General features: G+C 47.1%; 10 protein-coding genes, 3 tRNA genes and 1 pseudogene. 5 read left to right on the top strand and 9 right to left on the bottom strand.

Features of this window, described 5'->3' with window-relative positions; translation table 11 throughout:
* Window positions 1–35 precede the first annotated feature (35 nt).
* From AK963_RS04585 to AK963_RS04575, 3 genes are all read right to left on the bottom strand, one after another.
* Window positions 36–112: transfer RNA gene (locus tag AK963_RS04585), tRNA-Asp, on the bottom strand.
* Window positions 113–234: 122 nt separating this feature from the next.
* Window positions 235–311 (bottom strand) — tRNA-Asp (locus tag AK963_RS04580).
* Window positions 312–388: 77 nt separating this feature from the next.
* A tRNA-Val gene (locus AK963_RS04575) sits at window positions 389–464 on the bottom strand.
* A gap of 289 nt (window positions 465–753) precedes the next feature.
* Between AK963_RS04575 and rdgC the strand changes: the two genes are divergently transcribed.
* Window positions 754–1,725, top strand: a complete 972-nt coding sequence (gene rdgC / locus AK963_RS04570; RefSeq protein ID WP_066014298.1) for a recombination-associated protein RdgC — start codon at window positions 754–756, stop codon at window positions 1,723–1,725.
* An 87-nt stretch (window positions 1,726–1,812) separates the two neighbouring features.
* Here rdgC and AK963_RS04565 read toward each other — a convergent pair whose 3' ends face one another.
* On the bottom strand, window positions 1,813–2,676 hold the full coding sequence (locus tag AK963_RS04565) for a tetratricopeptide repeat protein (RefSeq protein ID WP_238593640.1): 864 nt from the start codon (window positions 2,674–2,676) through the stop codon (window positions 1,813–1,815).
* A gap of 1,024 nt (window positions 2,677–3,700) precedes the next feature.
* On the opposite strand from AK963_RS04565, the gene AK963_RS04560 reads away from it, so the two are divergent.
* Window positions 3,701–4,810, top strand: coding sequence for a phosphoribosylaminoimidazolesuccinocarboxamide synthase (locus tag AK963_RS04560; protein WP_066014296.1), 1,110 nt, complete (start codon window positions 3,701–3,703; stop codon window positions 4,808–4,810).
* 69 nt (window positions 4,811–4,879) lie between these two features.
* Here the strand turns inward: AK963_RS04560 and bamC are convergent, their stop codons facing one another.
* The gene (gene bamC, locus AK963_RS04555; RefSeq protein WP_175404437.1) at window positions 4,880–6,040 is read right to left on the bottom strand and encodes an outer membrane protein assembly factor BamC; all 1,161 of its coding nucleotides are present in this window, start codon (window positions 6,038–6,040) and stop codon (window positions 4,880–4,882) included.
* A 26-nt stretch (window positions 6,041–6,066) separates the two neighbouring features.
* A complete protein-coding gene (dapA, locus tag AK963_RS04550) occupies window positions 6,067–6,942 on the bottom strand; it encodes a 4-hydroxy-tetrahydrodipicolinate synthase (RefSeq protein ID WP_066014294.1) in 876 nt (291 codons plus the stop codon).
* Window positions 6,943–7,344: 402 nt separating this feature from the next.
* On the opposite strand from dapA, the gene AK963_RS04545 reads away from it, so the two are divergent.
* On the top strand, window positions 7,345–7,857 hold the full coding sequence (locus AK963_RS04545) for a peroxiredoxin (RefSeq protein WP_066014293.1): 513 nt from the start codon (window positions 7,345–7,347) through the stop codon (window positions 7,855–7,857).
* Between the two features lie 47 nt (window positions 7,858–7,904).
* Here AK963_RS04545 and AK963_RS04540 read toward each other — a convergent pair whose 3' ends face one another.
* Together AK963_RS04540 and AK963_RS04535 are read right to left on the bottom strand one after the other, a co-directional pair.
* Entirely contained in the window at window positions 7,905–8,969 is a 1,065-nt protein-coding gene (locus AK963_RS04540) for an AI-2E family transporter (protein WP_066014292.1), read from the bottom strand.
* Between the two features lie 64 nt (window positions 8,970–9,033).
* A complete protein-coding gene (locus tag AK963_RS04535; protein ID WP_202969719.1) occupies window positions 9,034–9,264 on the bottom strand; it encodes a sulfurtransferase TusA family protein in 231 nt (76 codons plus the stop codon).
* Window positions 9,265–9,507: 243 nt separating this feature from the next.
* Here AK963_RS04535 and AK963_RS04530 point away from each other — a divergent pair, with 243 nt between their 5' ends.
* Both AK963_RS04530 and AK963_RS04525 read left to right on the top strand, forming a co-directional pair.
* Window positions 9,508–10,992, top strand: coding sequence for a M48 family metalloprotease (locus tag AK963_RS04530; protein WP_066014291.1), 1,485 nt, complete (start codon window positions 9,508–9,510; stop codon window positions 10,990–10,992).
* Between the two features lie 191 nt (window positions 10,993–11,183).
* Window positions 11,184–11,525: a hypothetical protein gene (locus AK963_RS04525; protein WP_066014290.1), complete on the top strand. Its 342-nt coding sequence runs from the start codon at window positions 11,184–11,186 to the stop codon at window positions 11,523–11,525.
* 423 nt (window positions 11,526–11,948) lie between these two features.
* Here the strand turns inward: AK963_RS04525 and AK963_RS31790 are convergent.
* Window positions 11,949–12,124: pseudogene (locus AK963_RS31790) on the bottom strand (IS256 family transposase); the annotation flags it as partial.

Below are 12,124 nucleotides of genomic sequence, written 5' to 3'. Positions count from 1 at the left end.
TTTTTTATTCACACGCTTTGAACGCAGGAATAAAATGGCGGACCGGACGGGACTCGAACCCGCGACCTCCGGCGTGACAGGCCGGCATTCTAACCGACTGAACTACCGGTCCGCTGAAACTTTTTCCGATCACCCCAGTGTTGCCACCAGCGCTACGGGAGGGAGACTTTACCAGAACCCCCCTCGATATCAAGCCCTGTTCAAGACTTGTTGGCATCAAAAGCAAAATAGAGATGGCGGACCGGACGGGACTCGAACCCGCGACCTCCGGCGTGACAGGCCGGCATTCTAACCGACTGAACTACCGGTCCGCTGATTTCATAAACAACAGAAGCCTTTTAACAACAACTGCACTATGAACACTGGATGCTAACAACATCTCTGAATCTGGTGGGTGATGACGGGATCGAACCGCCGACCCTCTGCTTGTAAGGCAGATGCTCTCCCAGCTGAGCTAATCACCCTGAACTCTTTTAAAGAGATTGTTAAGAACTTTGCTTTGGCACTTCAAGTTTCCCGAGAGCCCCTCTCAACAACGCGGCGAATTATAAGCAGCTAACCTGTTGATACGCAACAGTTATTAAAGACTTTTTTTTATACCCTCTTTATCTTTATAAACATCAGTCACTATTTTACGGTCAGGGTTTGCTACCATGTGCCTTTCCATCACAGCCTTGAGCTCATACTCGGAAGTGCAGCCCGACAATATGGAAAGTGGCCAAACTTCCTACTAATCAGGATTCTGGAACGATCATGTGGTTCAAACATCTCATCTTTTATCGTTTTACCCAGCCATTCAAGACGTCTGCCGAAGACCTTGAAGAGCAACTCCGTCAGAAACGCTTTCGCAGCTGTGGCAGTCAGGATATGAGCACCTATGGATGGGTCCCACCATTAGGCAAGCATGGTGAACTGCTGACCCATGCTGGAAATGGCTTCATTATGATTACCGCCCGCAAGGAAGAGAAGATCCTTCCAGCGAGCGTGGTCAAGGACGCACTGGAAGAGAAAGTTGAACAAATTGAACAGGAGCAGGATCGTCAGGTTTTCAGCAAAGAGAAGAAAACATTAAAAGACGATGTACTGATGGAGCTGCTGCCAAAAGCATTCAGCCGCAGTCAGAACACCTTTGCTTATATTGACCCCGCTAAAGGCTGGCTGGTTGTTGATGCTTCTTCATTCAAGAAAGCGGAAGAGCTGACATCCTGTCTGCGCGAATGTCTTGGCAGCCTGCCGATTATTAATCCGCCACTCAAGAATATGCCCTCTCATGCCATGACGCGCTGGCTGGCTCAGGAAGTCTCCATGCCTGACAAACTGGTGCTAGGTGATGAATGTGAGCTCCGCGAGCCTGGAGATGAAGGAGGTCAGGTCAAAGTCAGCAAGCAGGAGCTGGTTGGTGAAGAGGTTGAGGTTCACCTGCAAGCTGGTAAACAGGTCAGCAAGATGGCACTGATATGGAATGATGCCCTGAGCTTCGTTCTTGGTGATGATCTGGTGATTCGCAAACTGAAGTTCACCGACTCTATTCAGGAGCAGCTTGATGAAGTCAATGCTGAAACAGCAGCCGAGCAGTTTGACGCTGATTTCTCCATCATGACACTCACGCTGCAACAGATGCTGGACGAACTGATGGAAAACCTTGGAGGAATGAGCGAAGAAGCGCTGGAAAGAAATGAGGTGGCCAGCTTCTCTGTGGATATTCCAGAAAAAGAGACCGTTTAAGATGTTGAACCACGAAGTTCACAAAAAGCACAAAGAAAAGATTTTTAAACTTTGTGCTCTCTTTGTGATCTTTGTGGTTCAAAACAATCAGTGCATCAGGCCAAAGAGCTTTCCACGATAGCGTTTGGCAACCGGGTTGCCCTGGCCCAGCTGATCAAACACCTTCAACATCAGCAGTCTGGCACCGTCCTCGCGGAACTCACGATCCCGACGAACAATCGTCAGCAGATTCTCCAGCGCTTCTTCATTCTCATCAGCAATCACCAGCCGAATCGCCAGCTGGTAACGAGCCTCATGATCATTTTCATTGTCGGCCAGCCGGGCTTCCAACTCACTACGGGCAGGTGCATCTGCAACCATTTCATAGAAGGACAACTTGGCTTTAGGCTGGGCAATACCTTCCGCATCTCCCGGAAGTACAGCCATCAACTGACGGGCTTCATCAATACGCCCAACCTCCAACAGCAGATTAACCTGCAACACCTGTAGTGCATGGTTATCAGGCTCATCTTTCAGAATATTCTGGAGGAGCTCCAGTGCCTGGCCTGCCTCACCTTCGGCCATCAACGTCTCAACCTGCTGGCGAATCATTTCTGCCGGACTCATGGTCAGTGGATCCAGCACTTCACGAAGCACCTCTTCTGACTGAGGTCCGCTGAACACCTGAACCGGCCGGCCCTGGTGTAAAACCACCTGCCCAGGCAATGCTCTTACCTGCAACTGATTCACCAACTGCTGAGCCAACATCTGTTCTGTTTCTGCTTCCACTTTCGCCAGTATCAGCTTGCCCTGATAAGATGCAGCCAGCGTTTCCAGAACACCCAGCTGAGCCGAACAGGCCGGATCACTCTGCATACCTATATAAAGAAGTACTGGTTGATCGACGGACTGCTGAAGCACTTCCTGAATATTCGCTTCTGTCACATCCACCACGAAGCTTTGCTCATTCATCACATTTGCCACCTTGAAAATCCTGCTGACCCTATGCCGCACTTCTGGCTGCAATAACCACAGTGCAACTTTAAGCTATGTAGGGATGATAAAGATACTTTCACCTGGCGATAAGGCCTCTGCCAGCATTTTTAAACCTTCATTTTTTAATGATCAGGCTCTACCTGAAGGAATGTGATTGAACACTTCGCCGCAATCCACCGCAAAATCACCCCGACAGAAAAAAACTTTTCTTTAAGAATATCTTGGAATTAGCGGTACTTTGCATAAATAGGCTTCAACCCGAGACAGCCATCTTTACTTTACCCACAGAAACTGTGGATAAGTTTGTGGATGACCCCACACAACCCGTCACAAAGACTGATGTTTACTACCCCTTTATCAAACTGTTCATTTTTTAACCTATTTTTTCTCTATATTTTTCATGCACTTAGGATAAGTACTTACAAAATCAGTCACTTATGGCGCCAAAAAAAAATACACGTCAATCGCTTGACATTTGTGCATAAAAAAAATTAGAGCCCTCTTCTAACCAGCACCTTAAGGCTCCCGCCAAAGATCCCGAACCAAAGCCTTAATAACAAACAGTTATTAATAAACCAGCCCCTGTTGAGCAACTCCAAGCCCGTAAAGTCGTACTATGGATTTTTTTCCTGTACAGAGAGCATCGGTTATTTGCTATGATTTCGAGTCTGAACACCCCCGGTCACGCCTTGCGCTGGTTAGGTTCTGTTCAAGGATGCACAGACTCAGACAGTAATGAGCCATTCCCTGTGAAAGAGCTTTTGAGCATTTACGTGCTGCCAACTACCAGTTCTACCTTCATATAGTTAAGTAGTTAGCCTGCATGATAAAAGGCCTTTCATAGCTCAGCTGTCATCAGCCAGGAAAATACTCACCAGCATTCAGGCTGCTGAAGGTCGACACTCTTTCACTTGTTGCCTGCAAGCACCTCAAATAGCGTTGGGTATAGTTGTACCACCATCATTCGTCATAAATCGACAATACAGAACAGGTAGTTGCAATGAGTCTTGCTGATAAGGTCCTGGCCGTTAACAACGATCTCCCGATTAGAACCGACCTTCCTATTCATTCCGGCAAAGTCCGCTCCGTCTACTGGCTTAACGAAGCTGACAGCAGGCGTCTTGTTCATGAAAAAGGCTATGATGTTGCTCACGATGCGCCACTGGCCATTATGATCATTTCCGACCGTATCAGTGCTTTTGACTGTATCTGGCATGGCGAAGGTGGATTAAAAGGGATTCCAGGTAAGGGAGCTGCACTGAATGCGATTTCTAACCACTGGTTTAACCTGTTCAAGGAACACGGTCTGGCTGACAGCCATATTCTGGATATCCCCCACCCACTGGTATGGATAGTACAAAAAGCACGCCCGGTCATGGTTGAGGCTATTTGTCGCCAATACATCACCGGTTCAATGTGGCGCTCTTACAGTAAAGGAGAACGCGAGTTCTGTGGAATCCGGTTACCGGAAGGGCTGAAAAAAGACCAGCAGCTGCCAGAGCTATTAATTACACCATCAACAAAAGGCGTAATGAGGGGAGTTCCCGGCGTCCCCGAAGCCGATGACGTAAACATTACCCGTAAAAACCTTGAAGATAACTTCTCCTCATTTAATTTCAGTACACCAGAAGACATTGATCGATACGAAATACTGCTAAAGGAAGGGTTCAGCGTTATCAGCCAGTCTCTGTCAGCCCTGGACCAGATCTTTGTTGATACCAAATTCGAGTTTGGTTACGTTACCGATGCCAGCGGGCAGGAAAAGCTGATTTATATGGATGAAGTTGGTACTCCAGACTCATCCAGAATCTGGGATGGTGAAGCATACCGACAAGACAAGGTGATTGAGAAATCAAAAGAGAGCTTCAGGCAGTTCCTGCTCAACCACTTCCCTGATCCGGATATTCTACTGAACAAAGAGAGAATGCCAGAACGGGAAGCGCTTGCCCGGGAGCATGCATTACCAGAAAGTGCATTTATGGATCTCTCCAGGACCTATACAGACATCGCCGAGACAATTACCGGGAAGCCTCTGAATATCTCTGACAACCCCAAGGCCGAGATTATCGAGGTTCTGGCTAAAGAATATGGCCTGATCGACACACCATAAATGGCAAAGCAGAACCCTGCACTTTGAAAATCAACAGTTATAAAAAAGCAGGCTCTACGCCTGCTTCTTTTATTGAAGGTTGTCCTGGATAACCTTGAGCAGCCTTCGACTAACATCTGCAGGAGCCGATGTATTAACATCTTTTTCTACAGAAAGCTGAACCACTTCAGAGTAATTACTCACCCTGACCGTCAACGTTTTCTTCTCATCAGAAACATCAGTGTCTTCTTCATCATCACTGAACCAACCTGACCAGAAGCTCTTCTTTTTCTCGTCCTGTTTCAGTTGTGGAACACTATCGGCAAGATAGAAGAGGCCTGCGGAGCGGTTACGATCCACAACCTTCAGCCCAGATTGATTCAGAGCATTGGAAACAGCGTCCCATACACGGGCATAAGACAGCCCTCGAACGGTCAGGACCGGATTGCCATTACCATCTCGACCCGACTCCGTAAGCGAAGCGATATCAGCCCCCTGAGCCTGCAGAGAAACCGATGATTTAGCTTCGTTGCGTGCCAGAAAAACCAGCAGCTCTGCAAGCACACCGTTATCCAACCGCTTGCTTCGCTCTCCCAGGTTATCCCAGCCCTCAGGAATCGGGGACTGCTTTCTTTTTTTAGAGAATGGCCGCCCCTGATGATAGACATGAACCTCTGTCGTCCCCCCTTTCAAACCATTACGAACCTCAAAGCGAAAGCGATCTTCCATCGGATCAAGGTCATCGACACCAAACAGCTTACCCAGTGTTCGATACATCACACCATGATCTTTATCGTTACCAAAGTCATTCCATTGGGTTTCAATAACGCCTTTTGAAACATCTTTGATACCGATGCCAACACCCAACGCCTCAATGTAGCCAAGCACACCAGGCCATACTTCTCCGGGCTGACGATCAACGGACAACCATTCCTGACTGCCATCACGCTCAATACTGTAATGATCACCCTCTTTCATCATTAATCGCTGGGAAGGCCTTGGAACCTCAAACTCTCGTGACAGTTTCTGACCAGCCTGACCAGCCTGACCAGCCTCAGGAATGACCAGAACATCACCCAGCTCTTTGGCCTGAGATCCCGCTGGCAATGTAATGGGCTTAGCTGTCTGCGCCTCGGTGTAGTCTCCGGCACGGTCCCGCAGATACCCTTGCTGGCCAAAGGGATTGGCACAACCTGTCAGCACCAATGCGCCAATAGCAACAGACAGGCCCAACCGGGTGTGCCTTTTCAACTCACTAATCCTTTGACCTGGAACCATCAAACCAACCCCGCCTTTTGCAGTGCACTTCTAACATCGGAGTGATAACACTCCGAGAGGGGTGTCAATGGCAAACGAATACCTTCCTTGACCATACCCATCTCCTTTAACGCCCATTTTACTGGAATCGGATTGGCTTCCAGAAAGAGCTTACTGCTCAATGCGTCAATCTGGGCATTGAGTGCTTCAGCTTTACTTCGATCACCTGCAATTGCAGCAACACACAATTCATGCATAGTTTTTGGGGCGACATTATTGACGACAGAGATAACACCATTTGCCCCCTGGAGCATCAGCTCCATGCCTGTAGCATCATCACCGGAATAAATAGCAAAGTCATCACCACACAGTTCCCGGATCTGTCTGCCGCGCTCAATAATACCCGTAGCTTCCTTAACACCAACAATATTATCAAGCTGACTCAGGCGACCTATAGTTTCTGGTAAAAGATCTACCGCAGTACGACCGGGGACATTATAGAGAATCTGGGGAATCGAGACCGATTCAGCCACCATTTTATAATGAAGATAAAGACCTTCCTGAGTTGGCTTGTTGTAATAAGGTGTCACCAGTAAACAGGCATCAACCCCCAATGCCTTGGCTTCAGCTGTCAGATGTACTGCCTCTGCTGTCGAGTTCGCCCCTGTACCGGCAATCACAGGAATCCGACCATTAACCTGATCCACCATCCGTTTAATGGCTTCACAGTGTTCCTGCACAGTCAGAGTAGCTGACTCACCTGTGGTGCCTACCACCACGATCCCATCTGTTCCCTGGTCGATATGATGCTCTACAAGTGCATGCATACTCTCCCAGTCCAGCTCACCATTGCCATACATGGGGGTAACAATTGCCACCAGGCTCCCGGTAATCATCAGTTCACTCCTAAAGGCAGAATCTCGCGTAATGTTACTAATGCCCCTTTATATTCACAAGGCCGAAATCCACCACCACCCGGCTCTTTGCTGAAAAAGCAGAAGCTTATGGAGAGAAAAAGCCTCAAATTTTTGAATACAGCTTCAGAACCTGCCTTTTTTTCAGTGATGGTTTAAACTATCCCCCTGAATTTAATAATGACTTCCGTATTGGCTTCAGGGTTCTTTCTTCTCATATAAGATGGCTTTGAAGAGGAGGCAGCATCGCCTTAGAAATGTAGGCGGGGGAGTGGTCGAACTTTCGCTGCCTGAGCCGATAAATTTATAATCCTCTGGGGCTGCTGTATTAGACCAATAGAACCTGCAGCTATTTAACCAAATGAGAGCGACTAAGGATAAAACATGAGCGTAACTCTGGGCCAACCCGTTCCTGACTTTACCGCCCAAGCGACCAGCGACACGACGGTCAAACTCTCTGAGCTCAAAGGTCGTAAAGTCGTACTGTTTTTCTACCCAAAAGACAACACCCCCGGCTGCACCAGTGAAGGACAGGCCTTCAGAGACCTTTACACACAATTTCAAGATTCAGACACGCTCGTCTTTGGCGTATCCAAAGATGGCATCAAGGCTCATGAAAACTTCCGTGCCAAACATGACTTTCCTTTTGAACTGATTTCAGACAAAGATGAAACGCTCTGCAAGCTGTTTGACGTCATCAAGTTAAAGCAGATGTATGGCAAAGAGTATATGGGCATTGAGCGCAGCACCTTCCTGATCGACAGTAATGGTGTACTACAACACGAGTGGCGTAAGGTTCGTATTAAGGGACACGTTGAAGATGTTCTGCAGGCCGCACAAATGGTAGATACTCAGGCCCAGACAGACAACAGCGAAGAGAGCGACGAAGAGGAGTAATAAAAGCGCCACACTCTAAATTAAAAAAGTGGGCCAGGCCCACTTTTTTAACTTGATTCCACATCCACCACTGCAGGCCAAGCATTCATTACCGCCTTTAATAATGTCGCCAGAGGGATTGCAAAGAAGATCCCCCAGAACCCCCACAAACCACCAAAAACCAGAACAGCAAGAATAATAGCAACCGGATGAAGGTTCACCGCCTCAGAAAAAAGCAATGGTACTAGAACATTGCCATCCAGAGCCTGAATAATCGCATAGGCCACCATTAGAATGACAAACTGATCACCCACACCCCACTGAAAAAAACCAATAATGGCAATGGGAATCGTCACCACTGTCGCCCCGATGTAGGGAACAACAACCGAGAAACCGACCATCACAGCCAGAAGTGCAGAGTAGCTTAGCCCTAATATGGCAAACAGCACATAACTGACACCTCCAACAATAACAATCTCTATAGCCTTGCCACGAATATAGTTGGCAATCTGGTCATTCATCTCGTCAGCAACCTGGTCAATCAGCCTTCGACGGCGAGGCAAAACACCTATCATCCAACCCAGCAAAACATCCTTATCCTTTAGAAAAAAGAAGACAAGGATAGGCACCAGTATCAAATAGACCAGTAGAGCAACGATACCGGGGAGCTTAGAGAGTGAAAAAGAAAATGCCCACTGACCAAAGTCGGCAAGGTGCTTATTAATGGTTGTGACCAGTAAACTAACCTGATGCTCAGAAACAAAGCCCGGATATAGATCAGGCAAACTGACCAGCAGAGTCTGACCTTCGCGGACCATGCCCGGCATTGCATTTAACAGGTGAGTTACCTGCTCCCAGACCAAGGGCACTACAACAAAAATTACCAGCAGCAACGCTGCAATAAACCCCATAAAGACCAGATTGACCGCCAGAAGATGAGGCATCCGTCGCCGCTCAAGCCAGTTCACCACACCTTGCATCAGGAAAGCAAAAATCAAAGCAGCCAGGGCAGGAGCCAGCATTTTCCCCATTGTCAGGACGACAAGAAAGCCAACCAGCAGGATAACCAGCAGAACGACCGCTTCCTGATCAGAAAGATAGCTGTGCAACCATCCCTTAATTACATTCAGCATCAAATGCTCCGTTATTGTTTGGCTACCGCCCCCTTATAAACCGGTGAGCTCTCGCCTGTCTGACTTACTTATGCTGCAGTGTGTGAATAAAAACCCCTTGTTCTTCTTCACTGGCAATCAGAACATGCCCACTGATTTTGGCAAAGCTGGCAAAATCCCTGACAGAGCCAGGATCTGTAGCATACACTCTAATAACCTGTCCTGACTGCATTCGGCTCAATGCCTGCTTTGCTTTCAGCAATGGTAGCGGACAGCTCATCCCTTTAAGATCAAGTTCCTGATCAACATCCATCATAGCGATACTCCCTCTTGAAACAGCCACAGGAAACAACACTTACTGCCGACACCGGGAAAAAAACCAGAACATCTACAATATAAAAGCGTCAAAACTGTGTAAGCACTTTAGCGGGAAAAAGATCAAAAGAGGTAATATCCTACCCATGATCAACCATTTTTATAACAGCACCGTGTTAGACAGCTTCGTCATAAACGGATTCGTGATAAAGTGTACCGTAGAAAACACGAGTATGGATATTCTATGAAACGAGTGGGCATTCTGTCAGCGCTTCTACTAACAACGATACTGACTACTGCACTGTCCAGCTACTCCAGTGCTGTACATAGCAGCAATCTTAACCTGCCCAGTCTTGGCGATACCACTTCTGGCATTATTTCACAGCAGGAAGAGTATGAGCTGGGACGTTCATGGTTGAAAGCCCTTCGCAACCAGACCCCCATGGTTTCTGACCCTCAGCTAAAAGACTATTTGGAAAATCTTATCTTCCGGCTCGCGGCCTCCAGCCAGCTTCAGGACCATCGGCTCGTTCCTCTGGTAATTGACAGCCCCATTCTGAACGCATTTGCCGCACCCGGAGGCATTGTAGGAGTCAACACCGGACTTTTTCTCAATGCCGATACTGAAGCCCAGTTTGCCGCAGTGCTGGCACATGAACTCGCTCACTTGAGCCAACGGCACTATGCCCGAAATGTAGAAGAGGCTCGCAATAAGAGCATCCCAAACGCTGCCGCCATTCTTGGCTCTATTCTTATTATGGCAACGGCGGGTGGCGATGCCGGTGCTGCAGCACTGACCTCAACCGTCGCCGGGATGCAGAGTGCGCGCCTGCGGTTCAGCCGCCAGTTTGAACGCGAAGCCGATAACATAGGTATCACCACTCTGGCCAAAGCAGGCTTTGACCCACAGGCAATGCCGGAAATCTTTGAGCAGATGAATAAAGCCAGCCGATACGGCAGCCGACCACCCGAATTCCTGCTCACTCACCCGGTAACCGAAAATCGGATTGCCGACTCGAGAGCTCGTGCGGATCAGATGTCAGCACAGAAAATAAGAACAAATAAAGGCTCACTGAACTACCAGTTCATGAGAATGCGCGCCGCTGTCCTGAACAGTAACAATCATCATGAAATGGTCAGACAGCTGAACAAGGAATTAGAATCCGGATTAACTGCCGCATCAGAAACCAGCCGGGCTCCTACTCGATATGGATTGGTGCTGGCCAGTATGAAAACCCGAAACTTCACAGTAGCAGAGCATCAGATGAAACTCCTGCTGCAACAATACCCTGACAACCCTCATCTGATTATGACCAAATCCCTGCTGGAAGCAGCATCCGGCAAAACCAGCCAGGGCCTTGCACGTATCGACAAGGCACTGAGCACCAACCCGGAAAGCTACCCTCTTCTGGCCACTCGCACAGAAATTCTGCTTAAACAGCAGAACTATACCAGCGCACGAAATGAGCTTCAAAAACTCAGCCGCCTCCGCCCGGACGATCCGGATATCTGGTTTGAACTGGCTGAAGTTCAGGGGCTTGCAGAGGATATTGTAGGCCTTCATCAGTCAAGAGCTGAGTACTTTTACCTGAATGGCAATATAGATGATGCCATCAAACACCTGCAGTATGCTCTAAAAATGTCAGGAGATAACTTCTCTCTCAAGTCAAAACTTCAGCAGAAGCTGACGGATATGCAAAACTATCGCCAGAAGATGAGAAACTCATAAAACCCCAATCTTGACTGGGCTTATGCTGCTGACCAGGCAGTATCAGCCCAAAGGTTAATAATTGTTCATTTATTTAAAGTAATTAGAAATATAAATATTAATAAATAGAAAAAACGGATTTATACAAATCAGGTGTGACCGTTTTCCTGTATTCCAACGTAATAATATTGGTAACAAACAGGAGAAAAATAATGAACACACTTACTATTGAAGGCTGGAAAAAGGCGCAACGCACTTCAAAAGCAGTTCCCGTCGAGATGATACATTTCAGGGTTAATGAGCATTATCACCTACTTCTGGAGCAAGCAGAAGAAGCACTGTTGGAAAATGGTCAGAATGAGATGTTAATCGATATTGATATCAGCACAATGGAGCTTAAAACTTCCAGGGACTGCGGAAACCTGACTGACTGCCAATTAAGGGTATATCTGAGCAAAGAAAACCAAAGAGGACATTTTCACCTCGTAGGGCGCAGTATATCCGATGGCAGCCTGATTTATTCTAATGCCATTATGGTTGATCAGCTAGGTTAGCTACAGCTTTAAGTAAAAAGCGTTTTGCTTCAAATCATTTAAAGCACACATCTACTGGATGACTGATTATGATTTCTCAAAAATTCGTCCATCATTTTTCAACCAATCGAATCAGATAGATTATCAAGTACAGTTAACATCAAATCAAAAAATTCATGACTATTTAAAGAATGCAACTTGAGAGAATGCATGTCTTATACGGCTTAATACACTAAGACAAATGAGATTACACTCCCCCATCAATGGTGGTGTTATTTACACTAACAGTAAGGTTAGTCAAAGTATTCCACTATATATCTATACTAGCGGTCTTTATTCTTAACACATGGGTAGGTATAAAATGGAGGTACATGCCGGGCTGAGCAATTTACAACAATTAAGCTCGAGCCTGTAAATAATTCTGTGTAAACGCCACCAAAACTATTACTCCTTGAACCGGTCAGGAAACATAATTTCAAACCGGTTCATGGCTGCTTTCCAGTTCCTGATCGGCATGGTCCATTTCTCGGAAGCTTTTTCCATGGCCAGATAGATTACCTTCATGACTGACTCATCAGTCCGAAAAATCTTCCGGTTCTTGATCGCCTTACGAATGACGC

Source organism: Endozoicomonas atrinae (assembly GCF_001647025.1).
Classification (GTDB): domain Bacteria; phylum Pseudomonadota; class Gammaproteobacteria; order Pseudomonadales; family Endozoicomonadaceae; genus Endozoicomonas; species Endozoicomonas atrinae.
The sequence above is the reverse complement of the archived record's forward strand: the minus strand, read 5'-3'. Positions and strand labels throughout refer to the sequence as shown.